The sequence below is a fragment of the Streptomyces sp. KM273126 genome, assembly GCF_004337435.2.
Taxonomy (GTDB): Bacteria; Actinomycetota; Actinomycetes; order Streptomycetales; family Streptomycetaceae; genus Streptomyces; species Streptomyces acidicola.
Genome location: NZ_SJXB02000001.1, coordinates 4,959,414 through 4,982,710 on the forward strand (window position 1 = coordinate 4,959,414; position 23,297 = coordinate 4,982,710).

A 23,297-nucleotide genomic window follows, 5' to 3' on the forward strand; every position below is an offset into this window, starting at 1 on the left:
GGCAGATGTGCCATGCGTGCGCGTCGTTGCGCAGGAGGAGGCAGGAGGGAGAATGCGGCGGTGCTGGTGTGATCAGCTCGCCGGACAGATGGCGCTGGACATGCGGCCGAGGTCGACGTGCCGCCGACTCACCAAGGCAATTCCAGTTCCAGACATGACGGAAGCGTGTCATGGCAGTTTGGACTCAGTCCACCGTTATCCGCATGATGGACAAGGATGTCTCGCATGCCGGGACGCTGTGATATGCGTCATGGAGTGCTGCTACGCCCCGGGCCAGGGGCCGGGTGCGGGGACCTGCGGCTCCTGCTCGACCTTCGTGTCGAAGAGCCTGAACCCCCGCCGCTGGTAGTTCGCCATGGCGTGCTCTCCGTCCTTGCTGCATGTATGCAGCCAGACCCGCTTGGTCGGGGGCAGCCGCGGCCAGCGCTCGGCCAGATCCCAGGCCCGCGCGGTCCCGTACGAGAGGAGGTGCCCGCCGATGCGCCGCCCCCGGAACGCCGGGAGGAGGCCGAAGTACACGATCTCCACGACCCCGTCGTCCTGCGGTTCGAGCTCGACGTACCCCGCGGGCGTCCCGTGGTCGTAGGCCACCCATGTCTCCACGCCGGGCCGGTCCAGGTGCTCCCGCCAGCGCGCGTACGGCCACGACAGCCGGTCGGTCCAGAGGATGTCGCCGCCGACGGAGGCGTACAGGAAGCGGCTGAACTCGGGGGAGGGGACCTCGGAGCGGGCTATCCGGACATCTCCCTGCGGGGCCCGCGCGGGCAGCAGGTCGCCCGGGGACGTCTGCTCCAGGGACCAGGTGGTCACGGTGATGGTGGACATGGAAGCCAGGGAACCATGAGGCTGGACCGGTCACGAAGACCGGGTCCGGCGCGCACGTCCCGGGGCGCTGGTTCTTCGCGCCCCGGGGCCCTGGATCCTCACACCCCGGGACTCTGCTTCCTCGCGTCCCGTGTCTCTAGTTCATGGAGCTGTTGACCGCCGACAGCGGTACCGCGTACAGCACCCGCTCGGGGATGGCCTCCGGCTCCCACTGGTCGTCCGTGTTCGCCGCCCGCTCCGTGAGCGTCCACAGCTCGCCGGTGTTCTGCGAGTACGACATGGACTCCGTGTGCTGCCCCCAGCACGCGTACGACTGGTCGGCGGTGCACTGGGCGGCGTCGGCGCCGGAGCCGTCGGCGTTCTGCCGCCACAGCGTGCCGTGCTTGCCGCGGCCGCCGGGGGACTGGGCGAGATACCAGTCGGCCTTGTCCTCCCCGCTCGGCTTGTGCGAGATCACGCCCCGCAGGCCGACCGCCTTTGTCTCGTACGCCTCGTCCGCGTTCACGATGCCGCGGGAGTTCGCGCCCAGCAGGCCCGTGCGGCTGAGCGCGGTGCTGAAGTAGTAGCGCCAGACGCGCGCGGGCTCGCTGCCGGTCGAACTGAACCATTCGTTCGCCACCAGGCTGTTCGGTGTCGAGGTCCGGTCCAGCGAGACGGAGCCGAAGCAGGGGACCGCCTTGTCGTCGGACGCGGTGCACTTGCCGCCCGTCAGGCTGTACGAGCCGACGGCCGGCAGCACGTACTGGTAGCCGTGCGCCGAGTAGCCGCCGCTCACCTTGCCGACCTCGTGGCTGTTGACGTTGGCCTGGAGTATGCGGTGCATGTCGAAGACGAAGAGGGCGTTGTTGCGGCCGGCGCCGTTCTTCGCGGTGACGATCAGCTTGTCCTGGTACCAGACCATGCCGCCGATGTGGGAGCGCACGGCACCGAAGTCCTTGCCGCCCGAGAGGGGGGCGACCAGGAGGACCCAGCGGTACTTCAGGTTGTCGGGGTCGTTCGCGTCGATGAAGGCGACCCGGGCGAGTCCCTTGTCCTTCGCCGGCTCACCGGCCTTGTCGTCGTTGTGCGTCCAGCCGGACAGGATCACGCGGTCCTCGCCCCACAGGCCGTCGTCGTCGGCGTCGGCGGAGGTGGTGACGGACTGGGGGAGCCACTTCTGGGTCGTGGCGTCGCGGGTGTCCCAGCAGTAGGCGCGGCTCGCGGCGGGGTCGACCGGGAGGGCCGCCCGCTCGGTGTCGTCGCAGGCGGACTTGTTGCGCATCGTGTGGTTGGCGTTCTGCAGGACGCCGCTTACGCCGACGTTCCCGCCCATGTCGCTCGTCAGGGTGTCCAGGGTCGTCCTGCCGACCAGGTTCTCGCGCAACTGGAGCTTGCCGATCTCGCTCGCCGAGGTGAGCTGCTTCAGGCCGCCCGGGTTGTCACCGCCCGTGGCCTGCGAGGTGCTGATCAGCGTGGCCGCGGCGGTCAGAGCGAGCGCGGTCCCGGCCAGACCGGCGCGCAGCGCACGGCCTCTTCTGCGTCGACGGTGCCTACCGCGACTCATACAACCTCCCAGGAAGGGCCAACTGCCTCTCATGATCAGGACGTTGACGGAGAGCCAGGTGGGGTGGCCTGGGAGGGATGCTACTTCAGAGGGCCGCTGCCGGTGTTGTGGTACTGCATAAATGCAGGGATATCCCTCACTCCTGGGCTACCGTCCGTTCACCTGTGCAGCGCCCGGGCGCGGGACCGGACCACCCCCGGGGCCAGGGAGTGCGGCAGCAGGTCCAGCGGGTCGTCCGGCAGCAGCAGGTCGACTTCCGTGCCTTCCGTGAAGCGGTAGGGCCGGTGTTCCAGGAAGGCGCCCATGTAACGGCGCACCCGGGACATCTCCGCACGGACCGTGACCGTGCGGGCCGGGTCGCCGAACATGTCGGCGGCGAGGGCCGCGGCGGTGCGGCCGGTGGGGTGGAGGGCCAGGAGGTAGAGCAGTTCGGCGTGTCGGGGGCTGAGTTCGTGGGTCCAGGAGCCCACGGCGCCCGAGGCGGTCACCGTGGAACGGCGCGGGTGCGCCAGGTCCAGGACGATACGGGTCGTGTCGTCGCCGGCCGGCCACTCGGCGCCGGTGCGGATCAGCCAGCCGCCGGGCAGCGGCTCGACCTGGCACGTGCCCAGGTGGGGCAGCCGGCGCCGGCCGGGGGAGAGGGCCTTCGGCAGGGCCAGCCGGGTCGTGTACGGCATGCCGGTCACCGCGGCCGTCCAGCCGTCCGTGTCCACGGCCGCCGCCCGGCCGCCGATGCGCGCCAGCACCGGGGCCGCGACCGCGCGCAGCCGTTCCAGCGAGGACAGGTGCAGATCCCGCAGCCGCGCCTCGGCGAGCTTGGCGACCGAGCCGACAAGGGCGAGCGTGGCGGGATGATGGGACTCCAGCGGGCCGCTGATGTCCACCGCGCCCAGCAGCCGCCCGTCGCGCGGGTCGGTGATGGGGGCGCCGGTGCACGCCCAGGACTGCAGGGTGCGCACGAAGTGCTCGGCGGAGACGACCTGCAGCGGGCGGCGGGCCACCAGCGCGGTGCCGACGCCGTTCGTGCCGACGACATCCTCCCGGAAGTCCCCGCCGATCCCGAGCCCCTGCCCGTCCGCTCGGCGCAGCCCCGACGGGCTGCCCTCACGCCACAGCGCCCGGCCCTCCGCGTCGGCGACGATCACGATGTGCTGCCCGGAGTCCGCGAACGGCAGTAACCCCTCCTGCAGCACCGGCAGGACGTGCCGCAGCCGTGAGGTCTGCCGGCGGCGCTCCACCTCGTCCAGGCCGAGCACATCGGCCCGGAAGTCGTGGTCGGGGTCGACCCCGCCGCGGACCGTGCGGTCCCAGGACTCCCTGATCACCGGCCGCGGCGCCGCCTTCGGCCGCTCCCCGGCGAGCGCGGCGCCGCGCGTCTCGCCGAGTACCTGTGCCGCCCGTCTCGCGTCCTGGGCGGCGAGTCGCGTGACATCCATCGGCGAGTGCGCCACTCGATCCTCCCGGCAGATCTGACAGACCTGTCCGTCCCCGTCCCCCGTCGTGACGGCGACGGACGTCCGTGCGTGGGTTGACTGCGGGTCTCATAGTGTGCCGCCGAACGGCGCGGAGGGGCACAGTCCGGCCACGGAGAGCTGAGGAGTTGCAACCTCATGCAACCCTGGCGAACAGCCGTATGGTGCTTGAAACTTGTTCAACGTCGCCCGCTGAGGCGGCCGCGCTCCGGTCAAGCGGGGCCGGGGAAGTGCGGGTGCGTTCCCGCGTCGTTCGGTGCGGCGAGAGTGCGTGCCGGGCGGCGTGGGGGCGTGCCTGCACTTCCCCGGGGTCGCTTGGGGCCGAGACAGCGGGGGTGGTGCCGTGTCGGCGCAGCATCACCCCCGCGTCGTGCGTTCGTGCTGAACCCGCCCGTGCCCTACGTCGGTCGAGCGCGTGCCCGTGCCGTACGGCAGCCGCGGGCGATCGTGGTGGCGGATGGCCGGAAGTGACGCACGGCGGCAGCGACGTACGCCAGCAGCGACGTAGGAAGTGACGTACGCCAGCAGCGACGTACGGCGGCAGTCACCTACGGCGGCAGTCACGTACGGCGGATGTGACGTACGCCCACAGTGACGTACGCTCACAGTGACGTACGACCGAAGCCGCCCTCGGCCGTCAGTTCACCGGACGCGCCCGCTCCACCACCGACGCGAGATCCAGGCTGTGCGGCAGCGTGCCGAAGGCCGCACCCCAGTCGCCGCCGAGGCGCGAGGCGCAGAACGCGTCGGCGACCTCCGGCGGCGCGTACCGCACCAGCAGCGACCCCTGGAGCACGAGGGCGAGGCGTTCGACGAGGCGGCGGGCGCGGGCCTCCATGCCGTCCAGGTCGGCGAGCTCCGTCAGCAGGTTCTTGATGGCGCCGTCCAGCCGGTGGTCGGCGCCACGGGCCCGGCCCACCTCCTGCAGAACGGCGTTCAGCGCCTGCGGCTCGCGCGTCAGGGCGCGCAGCACGTCGAGGGCCTGCACGTTCCCGGCGCCCTCCCAGATCGAGTTGAGCGGCGACTCGCGCAGCAGCCGGGGCATCCCGGACTCCTCGACGTACCCGTTGCCGCCCAGGCACTCCAGGGTCTCGGCCACCAGCGGCGTGCAGCGCTTGGTCACCCAGTACTTGGCGGTCGGCACCGCGAGCCGCAGGAACGCGCGCTCCTCCGCAGACCCGTCGGCCGCGTTGTCGTAGGCCGCGGCCAGCCGCAGCGCCAGCGTCGTCGCCGCCTCGGACTCCAGCGCCAGGTCCGCCAGCACGTTCCGCATCAGCGGCTTGTCGATCAGCCTCCCGCCGAACGCCTCCCGGTAGGTGCAGTGGTGCACCGCCTGCGCCACCGCCTGCCGCATCACCGAGGCCGAGCCCAGCACGCAGTCCACCCGAGTGGCCGCCACCATCTCGATGATCGTGCGCACGCCTCGGCCCTCGTCACCGACCCGGCGGGCCCACGTCCCGTCGAACTCGACCTCGCTGGAGGCGTTGGACCGGTTGCCCAGCTTGTCCTTCAGCCGCTGGATGCGGAACTCGTTCCGCGTGCCGTCCTCCAGCACACGCGGCACCAGGAAGCAGGTGAGTCCCTCCGGAGCCTGCGCCAGCACCAGAAAGCCGTCCGACATCGGAGCCGAACAGAACCACTTGTGCCCGGTCAGCTCGTACGTGCCGTCCTCGGCGAGCGGTCGCGCCGACGTCGTGTTGGCCCGGACGTCGCTGCCGCCCTGCTTCTCCGTCATCCCCATCCCGAAGAGGACGCCGGCCTTCTGCGCGGCGGGCCGCAGCCCCTGGTCGTACACCATCGACGTCAGCCGCGGTTCCCACTCGGCGGCCAGCGCCGGATCGGTGCGCAGCGCGGGCACCGCCGCATGGGTCATCGACAGCGGGCAGCCGTGGCCCGCCTCGACCTGCGTCCAGACCACGAAGGAGGCCGCGCGCCGTACGTGCCCGCCCGGCCGCACCCAGGCCGCCGTCATCCCCGCCGAGACGCCCTTGCCGAGCAGACGGTGCCAGGCCGGGTGGAACTCCACCTCGTCGAGACGGTTTCCGTACCGGTCGTGCGTGCGCAGCTTCGGCGGGTTCTCGTTGGCCAGCACCCCCCACTCCTGCGCCTGCTCGGAGCCCGCCGTGCGCCCGAGCAGCGACAGCTCCTCGCGCGCCTCGTCGAGCAGACCGGGGGCGAGATGCCGGTCGACCGCCTCCACGAGGACCTGGTCGGAGGCGAAGACGTCGTACCCCACCAGGGGCGGAGCCTGATTGGTCACTTCGTGGGTGCTGGCTGCCATGTCCCGGAACCTACCCTTCGGTAACGCCACCGTCACCAGTATCCGGCATCGGGACCACAAGGTGAGGTCAGCCTGTCAGGACGGATACCTTTAGGGCGTGCAGCCAGCAAGTAAGCCCCCCGAGTCTCCTGAAAGCGCCTCCGGCCGTCTCCACCGGGCACGCGCCCTCTACCGGAACGTCTCCAAGCGCAGGACGGCCTGGCTGCTGCTCAAGGACACCGTCAACTCGTGCATCGAGTACCGCATCCTCGGGCTCGCGGCGGAGGCGGCGTTCTTCACGCTGCTGTCCGTGCCGCCGCTGCTGCTCAGCCTGATCGGGCTGCTCGGTTACGTCGACGACTGGACCGGCGCGAACACCATCGCCAGCCTGCAGAACAACATCCTGGAGGCGTCCCGCACCGTCCTGTCCGACAGGGGGGTCACACAGATCGCCCAGCCGATACTGGACGACGTGACGAAGGGCGGCCGCCCCGACGTCATCTCCATCGGCTTCCTCTTCGCCGTCTGGTCGGGCTCCCGGGCGGTGAACGTCTTCATCGACACCATCACCGTCATGTACGGCCTCGACGGGGTGCGCGGGATCGTCAAGACGCGGCTGATGGCGTTCCTGCTGTTCATCGTGGCGCTGCTGATCGGCTCGATCGCGCTGCCGCTCATGGTGGCCGGTCCGGACGAGGTCGTGAACATCGTGCCCTGGTCGACGACCCTCGTGCAGATCCTGTACTGGCCGGTCGTGATCGTCCTGTCGGTCGTGTTCCTGACCACCCTGTACCACGTGTCGGTGCCGGTCCGCTCACCCTGGGTCGAGGACGTCCCCGGCGCCCTGGTGGCCCTGGGCATGTGGGTCCTGGGAAGCTTCCTCCTGCGCATCTACCTGACGAACACGGTCGAGGGCCCGACGATCTACGGCTCCCTGGCCGCACCCGTGGCCGTCCTGCTCTGGATCGGCGTCTCGGCCTTCGCGGTGCTGGTGGGCGCCGCGGTCAACGCGGCCATCGACCGGGTCTGGCCGGCCGCGGCGACGGCCGCCGCGCGTGCCGCGAACGAGCGGCTGCGCCACGAGCAGGCCGCCGAGTACGTCGCCCGCGCCACCGCGGCCCGCGACGCCGACCCCGACTACGCCGCCAACCCCGACATGCCCTCCGAGTTCCCGGAACGCTGGTCCCGCTTCCTGCCCCCGGAGGACGTGACATCCCGCCTGCGCACCCACGCCAAGAGCGCGAACAAGCAGGCGGACGGACCGCCTCCGGGGGAGTAGGGTCCCGCGCTCCTGAGCGGGGGAGGACGCGGGGATAGCCTGGGGTACGTGTACGCGGAGAGGGCGTCCCGGTTGGCGGGCGCGGTGGTGTGGACCAGCGTCCCGTCCGGCTCCGACGCAGGGCTGGTACTCCCCGACGGCTGTATGGACCTGCTCTGGAGCGAGGGGCGGCTGATGGTCGCCGGGCCCGATACGCGGGCGTATGTTCCCGGGCGGGCCGAGGACCTGTCCGCGCGCTGGGCCGGAGTGCGGTTCTTCCCCGGGACCGCGCCCACCTTCCTGGGCGTCCCCGCGCACGAGCTGCGCGATCGGCGCGTCGACCTCGCCGACCTGTGGCCGGCCGCCCGGGTACGGCGGCTCGCGGCGAGGGTGAACGCGGCCGCCGATCCGGTGCTCGGGCTCGAAGAGCTGGCGCTGGAGCGCGCGGCCGAGTCCGGGCCTCCCGACCCGTTGCCGGGCAGGGTCGTGGCCGCGCTGGACGCGGGCCGCCCGGTCGCCGGGACCGCCGATGAACTGGGCCTCAGCGCACGCCAGTTGCACCGCCGCTCGCTGACCGCGTTCGGGTACGGCCCGAAGACGCTGGCCCGCGTCCTGCGACTCCAGCGCGCCCTCGCCCTTGCCCGCGGCGGGGTGCCCTTCGCGGACACGGCGGCCCGGACCGGGTACGCCGACCAAGCGCACCTGGCACGTGAGGTGAGGGAACTGGCGGGACGGTCGCTGGGGCAGTTGCTCGGACGCCAGGCCGACAGGGCCTAGGGCCGTACGGGGTGTTTCGGCCGGTCACGGGCTTGTGCACGGGTATGGACGTGCGATACGAGGGGTGCCATGATCACGCCGGTGCCCAGCGCGGCCCGGCCCCCAGGGGAGAAACCGTGAAGCTGTACCTCGCCATACCTGTTGTCCTGACGGCGTCGCTCATCGCCGCCTCCGGCGTTGCGGCGGTGACCCGCGGATGGGTGCTTCCCATGAACCGGCGCCATGTCCGCGCCCCGCATCTCTACGGCTGGGGTCAGCTTGTGGTGGCCTTCGCGCTGTGCTGGCAGCTGGTCTTCGGACTGGTGATCAGCGACTCCGGCCCCCGTCAGCTCGGGACGCTGATCGGCAGCGTGCTGCTCCTGGCCGGCATCATCGTCATGATGGCGGGCCAGTACGCCGGCGGTAACCGGAAGGGCGGCGGCACACCGTAGGCCTCGCCCGGGCGGTCACGTTCGGAGCCGGATGGCCAAGGCTCAGCTCCTAGTCGCCGGGCAGCGGGGCGAACAGGTCCACGCCGTTGCCGTCCGGGTCCTGTACGACCGCGTACCGCTGGCCCCACACGGCGTCCCACGGCTTGAGCTCGCCGTGATGGCCGGCGGCCACCAACTCCTCGTACACCGAGTCCACTTCGGCGGGGCTCTCGCACAGCAGGGCGATCGAGGACCGGCCGCCCGTCCCCGGCTGCCAGGCCGGGTGGAAGGACCGGACGGTCTCCTCGGTGTCGAGCAACAGCCGCAGCCCACCCGGCAGTTGGGCCTCGGCGTGCGGCTGGGCCTCGGCTCCGTCCGGGAAGGCGAATCCGAGACGGCGGTAGAAGGCGACAGAAGCGGCCATGTCGGAGGCGACCAGGCCGATCGCGTCGAATCGTGGAGTCATGTGGCCACCGTAGGCAGGGCGCGGCGACAAGGTCTTGAAGGAATCGGACACCCCGGGTCGAGCCATTCGGCAAGTCCAAGCAGCCCGCCCAGCCCCCACGCCAAAATGCTACTAATGGTGCGAAGGTGAAGTAGTGGCCAAAGGGCCCTCTTTTCGGGCACGTCGCGTTCGTGGATCCTGACCGTGCCGCACGGCAACGTGCCTGGCCACAGAGGGCAGTGCTGCCCTGGAAGGTGAAGGAGAAGAGGGAGATGACACTTGAGCAGTCGGAGCCGGTGACCGGGGCCGATGGTGTGATCACGGTCGACGCGGTGCAGTCCCCCGAAGCGGTGGCGGCCGCCGCCACGGGCGGATGGTGGGCCTTCTTCAGGGCGCATCGCATCTTCAACCTGCGGGTCAACATCCCCGGCGCCGTACCGGGGAACCTGGTGTGGGCATCCCTGACGGAGTGCGCGCCCGGCAGCAACACCCCCTTCCTGGGGTCGGCGACCATGCACACGTACAACGTCGTTCCCGGTGACGGCTTCGTGCTGATCCGCGGCGAGATCGACTGGGACGAAGACCTTCTCACCCGCGTCAGCCTCTACTTCGGCTGATGTCGGCAGGCCGGGCGGCATCCTCGGAAGATGTCGGAAGGCGTCGGAAGCCGCCCGCGCCCGCTGCGCACAACTCGCTGCGCAAAACCCTCTGAGCGCCACCTGTGGAACACCTGTGCGGCAGTATGGGGTGATGCCCCGTGCCGCTCGTGTACTGCTTCCCCTCACTCTCCTGCCCGTGCTGATCACGGCCTGCGGCAACGAGAAGGTGGTGGACGCCCCCGAGTCGCGGCGCCCCGCTCCGGACCGGGCCGAGTTACAGGCGCGGGCGGAGGCCCTGGGCCTCGCGCCGGAACTCGTCCACGTCACCGAGTCCCCCGGGTTCACGCTGGTCCGGCAGTCGGTGGGCGTGTACGGCGGCGACGGCTTCTCCAGCGCGTACTGGTCGCACAAGCGCGGCGCCCAGATCCTGCTTCTCGTGGACCGCGGCACGATGACGGCCGAGAACTGTCCGAAGCAGCCGGTCGGCCAGGGCGCCATGGGGCCGGTGACCTGTGAGCGGGACGGCGACGCCTGGTACCGCACATCGGGCGGACAGCACGAGTACGCCGTCCCGGAGAAGGGCCACGCGGTCCGCATCGGCGGCGACACCGCCAAGATCGACCGCGACGTCCTGCGTGCCGCCGCCGAGGCCGCCCGCCGCCCGACCTCCGCCGAACTGGCCTTCCTCCTGCCACACCCGCGCCACGGCCAGCCAGTGGAGCGCGGCGATCTGCCACCGCTGGGGGACGGGGCACCGAACAACCATGTGGGACCCGGCGGCTGACCGTCACTCGTACGTGAGGGTGCCGTCCTCGTCCATCGTCGGATGCATCTTCATCGGGCCGTACTCGTCGACGTCCGAGGGGCGCGGCTGTTCCGGGCCGTCGGCGCCCATGCGGAGCATGCGTTCGACACGGCAGATCCGGAAGAGCCGGCCGTCGACACGGAACTCGTCCGCGCGGTCGAGCGCCCGGTACTCCTGGGCCGCCTCGGCGTACCTCGCCTTCTTGGCGTCGTCGAACTGGTACAACAGCGCCCAGATCTCGTCCATTCCGTTGTAGAGCATGCGCCGGGCATCGTGCGGGGTGGCCATGAGGGCGCCGCGCGGCCGCCAGCCGTGCTTCCCGCGCTCGACCACGCCGAAGCCGGTGGGCAACAGGACGAGCTCCGGGTGGGTGGCGACCGCGCCTTCCGATTCGGCGCACGTGTCGTCCGGGAAGTGGGAGCCCCTGTACGCGAAGTCCCGCAGCCCCAGTTTCATCGCACCAGCGGACGGACCGTCCGCGCGGTCCGGATCGAGGACGAAACCGACGTCCGGGGACTCGGTGTCGCGCGCCTGCCGCTCCCACGACCGCTCCACCGGCTCGGGGTCCGTCGGCCGGGGCGGCTCCAGTCCGTCGTCCCCGACCCGCCCGAACTCGTCCCCGCGCACCACCCGGTACCGCACCCCGCAGGCCTCCACCTCGTTCGCGGGCTCACGCTCCAGCACCGCTACGGCCGCGAGCAACTCCCGCCGTACGGCGCGGTCGTCGGTGTCGTCCTTCGCCGTGAAGAACAGATGTGACTGCAGCCCGTCCCGGGCCACCTGCGGCATCCCGTCCACCACCGGCTTCAGCACCCGCCACTCCGGCCCGGCCGCCGGGTCCTGCACCGCGATCCCGAACACCGGCCCGCGCAACGCGAGATGGGGATAGCGCAGCGCGGCCTCCACCGCGTCGGCCTCCCGCACCCAGGCGGCCGGGTCGTCGCGGTGGATCAGCTCCTCGTGGAGGGCGTGGATCTGTTGCTGCCAGTCATCGGTCATGCACGCATTGTGGCGGCGTTTGGGTGCGTGTGGTGACCGAACCGGCTCAACAGCTCAACGACTGGAGTTGTCGGCCAGCTTGAGGAAGGCGGTCCAGGCGGTGGGGGTGACGGTGAGGTGGGGGTGGTGGGGGTTTTGGAGTCGCGGATGTGGATGGTGGAGGAATGGAGGGCGACTTCTACGCAGGCACCGCCTTCGCTGCCGCTGTAGCTGGACTTGAACCACTCAAGCGCGGTGCCGCTCATTGCTCTCCCAGAAGACGGTCCAGCAGGTCCCTCGTGTCTTCGGTGGTAAGGGCCTGTGTCCGCAGCATCGCATACTTCTGGTTGAGGATCGCCACTTCGTTCGGGTCGGCGATCAGTTGACTGCCGCGCTGTGTCTCGGTGTAGGCGAGCCGCTGGTGTTCGGGCGTCTCCAGGAGGATGAACGGGCCGTCGAGCCCGGCGTGCGACGTGCGCCCAAGAGGCAGGACCTGCAAGGTGACAGCGGGTAGATCGGTGTACTCCCGTAGATGCCGCACCTGTTCGAAGTACACCTCGTCCCCGCCTAGGCGGTCCCGTAGCGCTGCTTCCCAGATCACGAAGCTTGTCGTCGGCGGCACCCTGTGGTGCAGGACCTTGCAGCGCTCGATGCGTGCAGCCACCAACTGCTCGATCTCGTCCTCGTCGTAGACTGGCACGCGGCTTCGAAAGACCGCCCGCGCATACGGCTCGGTCTGAAGCAGGCCAGGGATCACCACGCCCTCGTACCACGAGATCGCAATTGCCTCCCGCTCCCGATCCAGATACTCCTCCGCCCACAGCGGTACGAGATCCACCTCCGGCATGTACTCCAACGCCGCCGCCAACGCCCCCTTAGTATCGAGGAGTTGGTCGAGCTGCTCCGCCAGGTCCGGCTTCAGTGGTCGTCTGCCCTGCTCGATCGAAGCGATCTGCTGCTCACCGACGACGAACCGGTCACCCAGTGACTTCTGTGTGTACCCGGCCGCCTGGCGGTAGAGGGCGAGCAGTGCGCCCACCATCCTCATGGCTGACGCGTTCCTCCGCGTCCGTGACCGTGTCCTGGTGCTCATGCGGTCCAAACTCCCCATCCGCGTGCGTACGTTCACCGTCGTGCACCCGTACAAACCCGCTGTACTGATGCACGCACTGTTTCATCATGGCCACGTAGCGTGACACTTTCCATGTGAACGTAGAAATCCCCCACCCGTCCCCACGTGAACGCTTCTACCGTCGCGAACGCGCCTCCGTCCCCGCCGCCCGCTCGTTCGCGCGGGAGGCGCTCGCCGACTGGGGCGTGCGGGAACGGGCGTACGACGTCGTGCTGTGCGTCAGCGAACTCGCCACCAACGCCCTCGTGCACGGCGTACCACCGGGCAGGGGCTTCCTGCTGAGGCTGTTGCCGCTGCGGTACGACGGCGGGGTGCGGGTCGAGGTGCACGACAGCGGGGACGGCGTACCGGCCGTGCCGCAGGCCGACGTGCGGGAGCCGGGCGAGGGCGGGCGCGGGCTGCTGCTGGTGTCGGAGCTGGCGGACAAGTGGGGGGTCGGGGAGCGGGACCCGGGGAAGATCGTGTGGTGCGAGTTCGCGGGCTCACGGCCGTCGAGTCCGGGTGGGCCCGGCGGGACGGGTGGGCCGGGCGGGCCGACCGATGATTTCGTGCCGTTTCGGGAGTCGCACTTCTGACAGCCGCCCGAATGGACGGATACGGGCGGATACGGATCGAGCGGGACCGAAGGGCTCAGGGAACCGATGACCAACCTGCACGACTTCCTGAAGAAACACGTCAGCGACGGATCAGTGCCGGGAGCGGTGGCCCTCGTCGCGCGCGGCGACCGGACCGAGGTGGAGGCGGTCGGCGTCGCCGACGTCGAGGGCACCGCTCCGATGGCGCGGGATTCGATCTTCCGCATCGCGTCGATCACCAAACCTGTCGTCGCCGCCGCGGTCATGATGCTCGTGGAGGACGGCCGGATGACGCTGGACGACCCGGTCGCGCGATGGCTGCCGGAGCTCGCGGCACCGGCCGTTGTCCGCACGCCGGCCGGCCCAGTCGACGACGTGGTTCCGGCAGCCCGGCAGATCACCGTCGCCGACCTGCTGACCTTCCGCGCGGGATACGGTTTCCCGTCCGACTTCTCACTGCCCGCGCTCCAGCCACTGTTCAGCGAGCTGAAACAGGGGCCGCCGCAGCCGCAGGCCGTCGCGCCGCCGGACGAGTGGATGGCGAAGCTGTCCCGCATTCCGCTGCTGCACCAGCCGGGGGACGCCTGGCTGTACAACACCTGCTCCGACATCCAGGGTGTGCTGATCGCCAGGGTCTCGGGGCGTCCGCTGCCCGAGTTCCTGGCTGAGCGGCTGTTCGAGCCGCTTGGCATGGTCGACACCGGATTCGAGGTACCGGCCGGGAAGCTGGACCGGTTCACCAGCTACTACCGAACCGATCCGCCGGGCGCCTTCCAGTTGGTCGACGCCCCTGACGGGCAGTGGGCCCGTATGCCGGCGTTCCCGTCCGGCGCGGGCGGGCTGGTGTCGACCGTCGACGACTGGTACGCCTTCGCGCGGATGCTGCTCGCCCAGGGGAGCGCCGCCGGGCGCCGTCTGCTGTCGCCCGCCTCGGTGGAGTTGATGACAACCGACCATCTGACCCGGGCTCAGCGCGAGGCGGGCAGGCTGTTCCTGGAGGGGCAGGGCTGGGGTTTCGGCGGTTCGGTCGACATCGAGACCGTCGATCCCTGGAACGTCCCGGGACGCTACGGCTGGGTCGGCGGCACAGGAACGGCGGCGCACATCACCCCGTCCACCGGTACGGTGTCCATCCTGCTCACCCAGGTCGCGATGACCGGCCCGACCCCACCGGCCCTGATGCGGGGGTTCTGGCGGTACGCGGACGGAGCGGCGTGAGCCGCCGTACGTGCTCGGCTCTCGGTGTACGCCGAAGGGGGGACTGCGGTAGGAGGCCCGCGGTAGGAGCCCGATGCGCGAACGCCCGCCTCAGGGGCGCAGGCGGGCGTTCGGTCTTCCTCATGTGTGGTGCGCGGTAGGCGTCAGTCCACGATCACCTCTGGAAGGGCCGCCGGGGCCCGGCCGACGAGCGCGCCGCCGAAGTTCCCCTCGACCTCTGCCTTTTCCGCCGCGTTCGGATAGGGGTTCGTGCACGTGGTGCCCGCGCTGGAACCGGACATCAGGCTTGTGCACGGTCCGGGCTTGCGGTCGGGGAGGCCCAGGATGTGCCCGAGTTCGTGGGACGAGATACGAATCGTGTTGTGGCCCTCGTCGACGGCCTGGCGCCCGATGTAGACGGTTCCGTTGCCGAGGGTGGTGGGCAGTGCGCGCGGCCAGCCGTCGTCCGCGAGGACCCGTATGTTCGCGCGTTGCCCGGCGGCGACCGGCCGCAACTCGACGGCGTCGACACTCTCGTTCCAGATCGCCGCGCCCCGGTCGACGGCGCTCTTGAACTCCGCGGAGCCGCTGGCGTCGTAGGTGAAGACGCGGGCGGCCAAGGGGGCATTCGCCGCGTCGGGCGGAGCGGCCACGGCCTGACCGGCCGTCAGGGACAGGGACACCACCAGGGCAGCGGCCAGGCCGCCGGTCAGCGTACGGACGTACATGATCGACCTCCTTGCGGGGAAGGGGAGTCGTGCTCATGACATTCTCAGGCACTGCCCAGTGGGGGTGGAGGTGAATCCGTCAATCCGAGGTGGTGTCGACATCGAATTGAGCTCCGGTCGGTTCGGAGCGCCGGCCCCATGCCGAACATTCCCACTTCGGAAGGGGCGCCACCGCTGGCATGATCACGGGCCAGACCATACGCGAGTTCGCACCGTTCGCCGACCGGTGATCAGGTCTGTTCCTTCATCAGCTTCCGGCTCCACGTCCGGCTCGGCGCTTCGATGCGACGGTGAGTCAGCACGCACAGCGGCAGCAGCACCGCGAAGAACGCCACTTCGAGCGCGAGACTGTCCCGCCGACACCGGCCGATCGTGCCGTCGGACACCGCCAGCAGTACCGGATGCACCAGGTAGACGGAGTAGCTGATCGTTCCCAGTCCTGTCAGCCGGCGCGGTATCCGTCGGCGGCGCACCGCCAGTCCGGCACCGAACGTGAGCACCGCGAGCAGGAATGCCACGATCCAGCCGCGCCTCGTGAAGTGGGAGCCGTCGCCGTACCAGTAGGAACTCCCCACGGCGCAGGCCAGCACCACGGCGGCTGTGCGGGCTGTGCGCCGCCAGGTGCTCTGACCGTTCTCGGCCCGGTGGACGGCGGTGCCGAGGAACATCACGGCCAGGATCACCAGGCCCTCCCATGGCGGGATCGTGCCGTTGAAGGCGACCAGGCCGAGCGCCAGGTGGTGAGGCCTGAGTTGGGGCTGGTGTTGGGGTGTGGGAGAGCAATTGGCAGATCTGGGCCACCGAGGGCCCTGTCCGGCTTGGGGCCGGAGCCGTCGAGGCTGACCCAAATCCGCCAATTGCCGAATGACCTGAATGCCTGACTGTGCGGGCCACGGCCAGGGGCGTTCCGACCGGTGTCTACGCGCTTCGGTCAGTCCGTCGGCCGGCTGTTCGGCAGGGCGATCTTCCTCGGGACGCACGGCTCGGCCTCACTCCTGGTCTCGTACAACTTGACCGCGCGCGGTGTGGAGCCGCCCCGGGTGTTCTCGAAGGCCAGCACGTTGCCCGGCGCAGGGTGACGTCCCAGGCGACCTCAAGAGGGAGGACGGGTACAAGGTTGCCCCGCTGATCAACCGCTGCGATCGCGGAGGTGACTTTGCTGCGGTCGCAGACGTAGCGGGGAGCGAGCACGTCAACGGTCACCTCAATGCCCCACGGGCGCACTTTCCTCGCGAGTTCACGCTGGGCCTCGACATCGATGTTCTGGTCCTTGACGGTGAGCGTGACACTGCCGTCACCGTGGCGCTCCACCGCGTACGCCGTCGAGGCGGCCGGAGATCCGGGCACGACCGCCACGCCGAGCCAGGCCGCCGCGCAGGCGGCCGCGACGACGGTGACGCGGCGCGGAGTGAGTCGAGTCAACGCACGGTGCACGGAAGCGCGCGCCTTGCCCTCGCCTGTTGTGGCCTCAACCATCGGCTCGCTTTCACATACCCCGGCCTCGCGCAGTTCGATCTCCCTCTTCAGCTCACCCAGCAGCCGGTCCTCGAACGTCGTCCTCGTGCTCATGCCTCTCCCCTTGCGACGTACATCAGCGCTGCATCCGGCGTCTCCGCTCCCGTGGAGCAGGTCTGTGCGGATGTGGGAATCGTCTCGGTGGCCTTGGAGTCCGCCCCCCCCGCAGCGCCTTGCGCGCCCGGTGCAGTCGGACCTGGGCCGTCACCTGGCGGATGCCCAGCGCGGCAGCCGCCTCCGTGACCGTGAGCTGGTCCACCGCGATCAGCTCCATGACGGCTCGCTCGTCCTCGGGAAGCTTCGACAGCGCGGCAAGGGCGCGTCGTCCCTGGCTCTCCGCGTCGAGCTTGTCCTCGATACGGACGATGTCGTAGGCCTCCAGTAACCTCCGTCCGGAGAACCGCAGATCGCGTTCGGCCTCCCGGGCGACCCGGCGGCGCTCCGAAGACACGACGTTGCGTGCGATGCCGTACAGCCAGGCCGTCTCGCTGCCGAGGCGCGGCCGGTAGGAGTGGGCCGAGCCGAGGACGGCGAGGAAGATCTCGGCCGTCAGGTCAGCCGCCGTGTGCGGGTCGTCGACACGCCGGGCCACGAAACGCATCACCGCGTCCACGTGGCGCCGATAGAACGGCCTTACCGGTCCTCCTGGCCGGAGGTTCACCGGAGTTCTTCAAAGGCACTTCACCTGTTCTTGGAGCGGGTTGCGAAAAGCGTTACAGGGGGGCTTCGTGGGCTTACGCAGGTCCTTCTTCGAAATTTTCGGTCCTTGGGGGTGGCAGAAGCACCGAAATATGCTTCTGCCCATGTCAGCGACCATGCCAGCCCGCATCCTCGTCTACACCCGCACCACCGCCTACCGGCACGACTCCATCCCGGCCGGCGTGGCCGCCGTACGTGCTCTCGGCTTCGATGTCGATGCCACCGAGGACCCGGCCGCGCTGGAGGAGTTGGCGGGGCCCCTCGCCCCGTACGCGGCCGTCGTCTTCCTCTCCACCAGTGGTGAGGTGCTGACCGACGGGGGGCGTGCACGGCTCTTGTCGTACGTCGAAGGGGGTGGCGGCTTCGTCGGGGTGCACGCGGCCGCCTGCACCGAGTACGACTGGCCGTACTACGGCGAGTTGCTCGGTGCGCGGTTCGCACGCCACCCCGAGTACCAGCCCGGCAAGGCCGTGATCGAGGACCGGGAACATCCCGCGACCCGGCACCTGCCCGCCGTATGGGAGTTCACGGACGAGTGGTACGACTTCCGGGCCAACCCGCGCGGGGCGGTGCGTGTGCTGGCCTGTGCCGACGAGTCCTCGTACGACGGCGGTGGGATGGGCGCCGACCATCCGCTGGTCTGGTGCCGCGAGCAGGGCGCGGGCCGGGTCTTCTACACCGCGCTCGGACACGCCTCGGAGGCGTACGAGGACGCGGACTTCCGCGCCCACTTGCTCGGCGGGATCAGGTGGGCGGCCCGTCTGTCCCGGGAGGGCCTGTCGCCGAACCTGGGCCGGTAAGCTCTCGCGAACGGACCTTGAGCAGATTGCGAGCCGCATCGTGATACGCGACCTTTACAACGTCCGGTTGCGGCCGGTGGAGGGTGCCGGCACACCACTGACCGACGAGGAAGAGCGGCGCTTCCGGTCTGTGTTGTTCAGCGAACTCGGCAACGAGATCGCTGACCAGGGCTGGGCACGTTTCCCTGCATACACGCGGGAAGACCGCCGTCGGCTGGTCGATGTCGCGCACCGCCTCACTGCCTACTGGGGGCAGCAGGTGTTCGTTGAAGCTGAGGACCAGTGCCGCTTGAGGCTCTGACTCGCTGGATGCGAAGTGCACCCGGAACGCTCCTGAGTTCGTCCGTGCGTCCGGCTGCTGCTGCCCGAGTCGTTGCGGGGGCGGCGCCGTCCGTCCACCGTCCACCGTCCCCCGAACGCGGCACCCGGCATGCGCGCCCGCGGTCGCGGGGGAACAGTGGAACGGACAGAGCCGGTCACAGGCCGGTTGCGGCGTCGTACGGGCGCCACACGAACCCTGGAGGGACCCATGCCCGTTCAGAGCAACCTCGACAAGGTCCTGGACAAGAAGTACGAGAACCTCTCCCTCAACGAGGTCCTCGACGCGCCGGTGGCCGCGCTGCAGGGACTGACGGACGCCCACGGTGAGGCACTGTCCGCGTTGAGGATCAAAACTGTCGGTGACCTCGGCCGGAACAAGTACATCCGCCGGGCCGTCGCCCTGGCCGACCTCCAGGACCGCTCCAGCTGAACCACATCCGCGCCCGCCGCCGCGTGACCGTATTCAGTGAGCCGCCCCCGCCCCCCCTCAAGACCTGCCCGGCCGTATGTCCGACGGCTTCCCGCCGCCGCGGCCCATGCCGCCACTGCGGCACCGGCCTGCCCCCGCCGAAGTATTGCTTCGGCCGCTTCGGAGCGTCGGCGCCCTGCCGAACCTTCCACCCCGGAAGGGGCGCCACCACTGACATGATCAGTGACATGAAAGTACTTGTGATCGGGGCGACGGGGACGGTCGGCAGTGCTGTCGCCGGCGCGTTGGAGGCTTCTCACCAGATCGTGAAGGCTTCGCGTAGAGGCCCGGTGACGGTGGATCTGGAAGATCCTGCCTCCCTGGATGCGCTCTTCGGCGAGGTGACGGACCTGGATGCGGTGGTGTGCTGTGCCGCCAGTGGCCCGCTGGTGGACCTGGCGTCAGCGACGGATGACGAGATCGCTGACGGAGTGCGGGGCAAGCTCTTGGGACAGGTCGCGCTGGCCCGGCGAGCCGTGCGTCATCTCCGGGACGGCGGTTCGGTCACCCTGACCGGAGGCACCTTCTCCGCTCCGCTGGCGGGCGGCTCGTTGGGGGCCCTCATCAACTCTGGTCTGGAGGGCTTCGTCCGCAACGCGGCTGAAGAGCTGCCGCGGGGTCTGCGGATCAATCTCATCAGCCCCGGGTGGATCAAGGAGACCCTGGAAAGCATGGGGGCGGACTCGACCGGCGGTACTCCCGTCCGTGAGGTGGCCCGTGCGTATGTGGAGGCCGTGGAAGGCACTGCGCAGGGCCGGACCATGCGTCCGTAACTCCCAGAGCTGCCCGTTGCCTTCGACGTGGACGCGACAGAGGGCCTGGCCGCGCTGGAGGATTGGTGGGGGCCCTCGACTCGTACGCTGCTGTCGTCTTCCTCTCCACCAGTGGTGAGGTGCTGACCGACGGGGGCGTGCAGGGCTCTCGCCGTACGTCGAAGGGGGTGGCGGCTCCGTCGGGGTGCACGCGTACGACTTCCGCGCCCACCTGCTCGGCGGGATCAACTGGGCGGCGCGCCTTGACGACAGGGCCTAGGGCGTGATGCGGAAGTGGGCGTTGGGCTCACGGTGTCCATGAAAGAAATTGCTGGGCCGCCAAGGACGTTGACCATGTCATGACTCAAGGACCAGCGCCTCGCCCACTGTCCGAGGAAGCCATCTCCCACCTGCTGGGCAAGCATCAGTTCGGCACGCTCGCCACCGTCAAGCGCAGTGGGCACCCCCACCTGACCACCATGCTGTACAGCTGGGATTCCGAAGCCCGCATGGTGCGGTTCTCGACGACGGCCGACCGGGTCAAGGTCGGGCATCTGCGGCGTAACCCGCGTGCGGCGCTGCATGTGCAGGGCGGCGACGTGTGGTCGTTCGCGGTCGCCGAAGGCGAGGCCGAGGTTTCCGAGATCACGACGGTTCCCGGCGACGCGGTGGGGCGGGAACTGCTCGGCATGATCCCGAAGGCCGCGAAGCCCGAGGACGAAGAGGCTTTCCTGGAGCAACTGGTCGCCGAGCGCCGGGTGGTCATCCGGTTGAAGGTGGACCGGCTGTACGGCACAGCGCTCGACATCGACGGCTAGCAGTATGTCGGGGCATCAAGCTCGCCGACCGCCATGCGGCGACCGTGCTGGCCGCAGGCAGCGATCTCATTTCGCAGAGTATGCCAGGGCCCTCAACGAGGCTGTGACCAGCACGGATCCGCGATCCTGACCGCCTACCACATGGGCGCGCAGAGGTGTACTCGCGCTGGTCGGGACATGAAGCGCCGGCCTGGTGGGGCCCTCGTTCTCGCCGCGACGTGGCAGGGGCCAGGGCAGGGTCGGCCGGTTGGGGTACCGCAAGGAGCACCGGACGGGTGACCCGGTGCGTTCCTGCGTGAGCGCGGACGGGCGATGTCTGCTGTCGCCCAGGTCCTGTGACATCGGGGGGCACGGTCTACGATCAACGCTGCCCAGTAAAAACCGCTTGCCACCGGGGGACTTGGGGCTATGGACGACCGGGATCTGATACTCGCCGACCGCTACCGCCTGGTGCGCCCGCTGGGGCGCGGCGGGATGGGGGAGGTGTGGGAGGCGCAGGACGCCAGTCTGCGGCGGCCGGTCGCGGTCAAGGTGATCTCGGTGCTTGCGGGCGGCGGCAGTCGGGCCGACGAGGCGCGCGCCCGGTTCCTGCGGGAGGCGCGGATCACCGCCGCGCTTCAGCATCCCCATATCGTGACCGTTCACGACCTCGGTGAGGCAACCACCGGCCAGGGCACGACGCCGTTCCTCGTGATGGAACTGCTCCGGGGCGAGGGCCTGGACGCCGTTGTCCGGCGCGGACCTGTCGGCGAGGAGGAGGTGGCGCGGTGGGGAGCGCAGGTGTGCGACGCGCTGGGTGAGGCGCATGCCGGCGGTATCCTCCACCGTGACATCAAGCCCGCAAATCTGTTCGTCACGGCCTCGGGCAGCCTGAAGGTGCTCGACTTCGGGATCGCCCGCGCCGCCGACCCCTCGGCCACCGGTGACCGGCTGACCCACACCGGCTTCATGGTGGGCACGGCCGCGTACATGGCACCGGAGCAGGCACGCGGGCGCCCCGAGCAGCGCAGCGACCTGTACTCCCTCGGGTGCGTGCTGTTCGAACTGCTCACCGGGCGGCTGCCGTTCGACTCCCCGGACACCCTCGGGTATGTCACGGCGCACCTTCACGATCCGCCCCCGGCACCGAGCAGCCTCGTGCCCGGCGTCTCCGCTCCGTGGGACCGCCTGGTCGGTCGGCTGCTGGCCAAGGACCCCAGCGAGCGATACGAATCGGCCGCCGTGCTCGCCGACGAGCTGCGGCGCTTCGGCGGTGAGCGGCAGGCCGTACCCGCGGCCCGTCGCTACACCCCCACCGTCGTCGACCGGGAGGAGCAAGGGGCGAGCTCACCGTCTCCGGCTGCCTCCGTGTCCGACGACCTCGCGGCGGCAGCTACGGTCCAGGCGCCCGCCGGGCCGTCCGGTGGAACAGAGATGAGCCGGCGCAGCCTGCTCCTGAGGGGCGCGGGCGTCGCCGCCGTCGCGGTCGCCGGAGGGGCGGCGGCGATGTACGTGACCGGCGACCCCGAACGGGACCCGGTCGCCTGGTCGCAGAAGATCGCAGACGTAGACGTGATCAACTCCGACGGTCCGGACGTCGTCCTGGCCGACGGCCGGTGTCATGTGGCCGCCGGTCACTACTGGAAGGAGACCGCCGCGCTCCACACCTTCGACCTTGCCACCGGTGAGCGTCTGTGGAAGGCGTCCCTCGACGTGGCCTGGTCCCGGGAAACCCGCTTCGCGGTCGTCGGCGGCACGGTACTCGCCCTGACCCAGGACTCCGAGGACAAAGGCGGACTGCTGCACGCCTTCGACGCTGCCACCGGCGAGCGCCGGTGGGGGCGTTCGGTCTCCTACGGCGCCATGAGGCTGGATGTGCACCGGCCCAGCGGCCTGCTGATCACCTCAGAGGACGGTTACGTGAGCGGAGTCGATCCGCGCACCGGCACCTCGCGATGGGGGATCGACGCGTCCTCCCCCTACCACTCCACACCGATCCTGGCCGGCGACCTGGTCCTCTGCAGCGGTGGAACCGCAGTACTCGGCAAGACGGGCAAGGAGCTGTGGACACGCTCCGGCTTCCAGCCGCAGGGCGACCTGGCGCAACCCCTGGGCGAGGGCCTGCTCTGCTACGAGGACGGCAGGACAGCCCCCGTCGACCTCGTCTGCCGCAAGGCGGACACGGGTGAGGTGATGTGGCGGAGCCCGTTTCAGAAGACCAAACCGGACACCCTCGTCGTCGGAGCCTTCCAGCCGCTCGACGAGCTGGTGTCGGGCACCACGGTGTTCCTTCCGCTGGCCGCGGGGTCCCGCCGGAAACCGACCGCACTGAACGGACTCACCGGCGAGCAGACCTGGACCTACGGCAGTTCGTACCAAGAGGTTGACCTGAAGGAACAGGCGACGATCAGCGTGGCGGGTGGGTTCGTCCTGCCCACGGGATCGGGACCGGTGTGCCTGGCCGCCGACGACGGCACAAAACGGTGGCAAGCCGATTCTCGGAGAGTGGAGACCACCGGCACATACGCCCTGCTCTCCGGGACAGAGCAGGCACGAGTGTTCCAGCGCTGGACCAGCGCACGGATCGTCGGAGTGGAGCACGGCCGCACGCTCTGGACAGGCCAGTTCGACAGCCCGGCCATCAGCGCGCCTGCCGCGAGCGGCGACTCGATCGTGATCCTCGACGGCAGCGGCACACTGTGGGCGATGCGCGTGTGACCTTTCGGGCCTGATCGGAGAGCGGCCACTGCCGCCGGCTGACCTGTGTGTTCGGGCCGGGGTGGGTGGGTGCCACGCATCGCGCATCCGGGGCCGCGGCGTGTCCAACGTGCACCCGGCGGACGCGGCCCTTTCACCGCCCGGGGGGTCGGCAGTTGCTGGATGTCTCCACGCATGCGCTACAGAACACGGCCGTGCACAGTCGATCGCCAGCAGTCCGAT

24 protein-coding genes and 2 pseudogenes are annotated in these 23,297 nt (G+C 70.0%); 13 read left to right on the plus strand and 13 right to left on the minus strand.

Annotated elements, in window-relative coordinates; translation table 11 throughout:
• Positions 1-72 precede the first annotated feature (72 nt).
• The 5 genes from E0500_RS44995 to E0500_RS21220 form a co-directional block, all read right to left on the minus strand.
• The gene (locus E0500_RS44995) at positions 73-156 is read right to left on the minus strand and encodes a putative leader peptide (protein WP_309486338.1); all 84 of its coding nucleotides are present in this window, start codon (positions 154-156) and stop codon (positions 73-75) included.
• A gap of 105 nt (positions 157-261) precedes the next feature.
• Entirely contained in the window at positions 262-825 is a 564-nt protein-coding gene (locus E0500_RS21205; protein WP_131569408.1) for a GNAT family N-acetyltransferase, read from the minus strand.
• A gap of 136 nt (positions 826-961) precedes the next feature.
• A complete protein-coding gene (locus E0500_RS21210; RefSeq protein WP_131569406.1) occupies positions 962-2,368 on the minus strand; it encodes a hypothetical protein in 1,407 nt (468 codons plus the stop codon).
• A 158-nt stretch (positions 2,369-2,526) separates the two neighbouring features.
• Positions 2,527-3,804, minus strand: a complete 1,278-nt coding sequence (locus E0500_RS21215) for a GAF domain-containing protein (protein ID WP_131569404.1) — start codon at positions 3,802-3,804, stop codon at positions 2,527-2,529.
• Positions 3,805-4,477: 673 nt separating this feature from the next.
• Entirely contained in the window at positions 4,478-6,121 is a 1,644-nt protein-coding gene (locus tag E0500_RS21220; RefSeq protein ID WP_165935169.1) for an acyl-CoA dehydrogenase family protein, read from the minus strand.
• 97 nt (positions 6,122-6,218) lie between these two features.
• Here E0500_RS21220 and E0500_RS21225 point away from each other — a divergent pair, with 97 nt between their 5' ends.
• The 3 genes from E0500_RS21225 to E0500_RS21235 all read left to right on the plus strand — a co-directional run bounded on the left by E0500_RS21225 (position 6,219) and on the right by E0500_RS21235 (position 8,566).
• A complete protein-coding gene (locus E0500_RS21225; RefSeq protein ID WP_131569403.1) occupies positions 6,219-7,379 on the plus strand; it encodes a YihY/virulence factor BrkB family protein in 1,161 nt (386 codons plus the stop codon).
• 48 nt (positions 7,380-7,427) lie between these two features.
• A complete protein-coding gene (locus tag E0500_RS21230) occupies positions 7,428-8,135 on the plus strand; it encodes a helix-turn-helix transcriptional regulator (RefSeq protein WP_131569402.1) in 708 nt (235 codons plus the stop codon).
• A gap of 116 nt (positions 8,136-8,251) precedes the next feature.
• Positions 8,252-8,566, plus strand: a complete 315-nt coding sequence (locus E0500_RS21235; protein WP_131569401.1) for a hypothetical protein — start codon at positions 8,252-8,254, stop codon at positions 8,564-8,566.
• A gap of 49 nt (positions 8,567-8,615) precedes the next feature.
• On the opposite strand, the gene E0500_RS21240 is transcribed toward E0500_RS21235, so the two are convergent.
• On the minus strand, positions 8,616-9,011 hold the full coding sequence (locus tag E0500_RS21240; protein ID WP_181587083.1) for a VOC family protein: 396 nt from the start codon (positions 9,009-9,011) through the stop codon (positions 8,616-8,618).
• Positions 9,012-9,262: 251 nt separating this feature from the next.
• On the opposite strand from E0500_RS21240, the gene E0500_RS21245 reads away from it, so the two are divergent.
• Positions 9,263-9,607, plus strand: a complete 345-nt coding sequence (locus tag E0500_RS21245) for a hypothetical protein (protein ID WP_131569397.1) — start codon at positions 9,263-9,265, stop codon at positions 9,605-9,607.
• A gap of 133 nt (positions 9,608-9,740) precedes the next feature.
• Positions 9,741-10,373 (plus strand): hypothetical protein, encoded by a 633-nt coding sequence (locus E0500_RS21250; RefSeq protein WP_131569395.1) that lies wholly within the window; start codon positions 9,741-9,743, stop codon positions 10,371-10,373.
• A gap of 3 nt (positions 10,374-10,376) precedes the next feature.
• Here E0500_RS21250 and E0500_RS21255 read toward each other — a convergent pair whose 3' ends face one another.
• The 3 genes and pseudogenes from E0500_RS21255 to E0500_RS21265 form a co-directional block, all read right to left on the minus strand.
• Positions 10,377-11,393: a DUF5954 family protein gene (locus tag E0500_RS21255; protein WP_131569393.1), complete on the minus strand. Its 1,017-nt coding sequence runs from the start codon at positions 11,391-11,393 to the stop codon at positions 10,377-10,379.
• Positions 11,394-11,447: 54 nt separating this feature from the next.
• A pseudogene (locus E0500_RS21260) lies at positions 11,448-11,638 on the minus strand (DUF397 domain-containing protein).
• Positions 11,635-12,420, minus strand: coding sequence for a helix-turn-helix transcriptional regulator (locus tag E0500_RS21265; RefSeq protein WP_258572883.1), 786 nt, complete (start codon positions 12,418-12,420; stop codon positions 11,635-11,637). Before E0500_RS21265 ends, E0500_RS21260 begins: the two are co-directional and overlap by 4 nt.
• A 158-nt stretch (positions 12,421-12,578) precedes the next feature.
• Here E0500_RS21265 and E0500_RS21270 point away from each other — a divergent pair, with 158 nt between their 5' ends.
• Together E0500_RS21270 and E0500_RS21275 are read left to right on the plus strand one after the other, a co-directional pair.
• Positions 12,579-13,079: an ATP-binding protein gene (locus tag E0500_RS21270; RefSeq protein WP_165934995.1), complete on the plus strand. Its 501-nt coding sequence runs from the start codon at positions 12,579-12,581 to the stop codon at positions 13,077-13,079.
• A 66-nt stretch (positions 13,080-13,145) separates the two neighbouring features.
• Positions 13,146-14,297 (plus strand): serine hydrolase, encoded by a 1,152-nt coding sequence (locus E0500_RS21275; protein ID WP_131563482.1) that lies wholly within the window; start codon positions 13,146-13,148, stop codon positions 14,295-14,297.
• 143 nt (positions 14,298-14,440) lie between these two features.
• On the opposite strand, the gene E0500_RS21280 is transcribed toward E0500_RS21275, so the two are convergent.
• The 4 genes and pseudogenes from E0500_RS21280 to E0500_RS21295 form a co-directional block, all read right to left on the minus strand.
• Positions 14,441-15,004 (minus strand): snapalysin family zinc-dependent metalloprotease, encoded by a 564-nt coding sequence (locus tag E0500_RS21280; RefSeq protein ID WP_131563483.1) that lies wholly within the window; start codon positions 15,002-15,004, stop codon positions 14,441-14,443.
• A 230-nt stretch (positions 15,005-15,234) separates the two neighbouring features.
• Positions 15,235-15,741, minus strand: a pseudogene (locus E0500_RS21285) (acyltransferase family protein); the annotation flags it as partial.
• Between the two features lie 194 nt (positions 15,742-15,935).
• On the minus strand, positions 15,936-16,064 hold the full coding sequence (locus E0500_RS43980) for a hypothetical protein (RefSeq protein ID WP_258573621.1): 129 nt from the start codon (positions 16,062-16,064) through the stop codon (positions 15,936-15,938).
• A 531-nt stretch (positions 16,065-16,595) separates the two neighbouring features.
• The gene (locus E0500_RS21295) at positions 16,596-17,120 is read right to left on the minus strand and encodes an RNA polymerase sigma factor (RefSeq protein ID WP_131563504.1); all 525 of its coding nucleotides are present in this window, start codon (positions 17,118-17,120) and stop codon (positions 16,596-16,598) included.
• 214 nt (positions 17,121-17,334) lie between these two features.
• On the opposite strand from E0500_RS21295, the gene E0500_RS21300 reads away from it, so the two are divergent.
• The 6 genes from E0500_RS21300 (at position 17,335) to E0500_RS21325 (ending at position 23,075) form a co-directional block, all read left to right on the plus strand.
• On the plus strand, positions 17,335-18,018 hold the full coding sequence (locus tag E0500_RS21300) for a ThuA domain-containing protein (protein WP_131563505.1): 684 nt from the start codon (positions 17,335-17,337) through the stop codon (positions 18,016-18,018).
• A gap of 40 nt (positions 18,019-18,058) precedes the next feature.
• A complete protein-coding gene (locus tag E0500_RS21305) occupies positions 18,059-18,319 on the plus strand; it encodes a hypothetical protein (RefSeq protein ID WP_131563484.1) in 261 nt (86 codons plus the stop codon).
• Positions 18,320-18,547: 228 nt separating this feature from the next.
• The gene (locus tag E0500_RS21310; protein ID WP_131563485.1) at positions 18,548-18,769 is read left to right on the plus strand and encodes a hypothetical protein; all 222 of its coding nucleotides are present in this window, start codon (positions 18,548-18,550) and stop codon (positions 18,767-18,769) included.
• A gap of 227 nt (positions 18,770-18,996) precedes the next feature.
• Positions 18,997-19,581: a short chain dehydrogenase gene (locus E0500_RS21315; protein ID WP_131563486.1), complete on the plus strand. Its 585-nt coding sequence runs from the start codon at positions 18,997-18,999 to the stop codon at positions 19,579-19,581.
• 338 nt (positions 19,582-19,919) lie between these two features.
• Complete coding sequence (locus tag E0500_RS21320; RefSeq protein WP_131563487.1) at positions 19,920-20,378, plus strand: PPOX class F420-dependent oxidoreductase; 459 nt, start codon at positions 19,920-19,922, stop codon at positions 20,376-20,378.
• Positions 20,379-20,786: 408 nt separating this feature from the next.
• Complete coding sequence (locus E0500_RS21325; RefSeq protein ID WP_131563488.1) at positions 20,787-23,075, plus strand: protein kinase domain-containing protein; 2,289 nt, start codon at positions 20,787-20,789, stop codon at positions 23,073-23,075.
• The last annotated feature ends 222 nt before the right edge of the window (positions 23,076-23,297 follow it).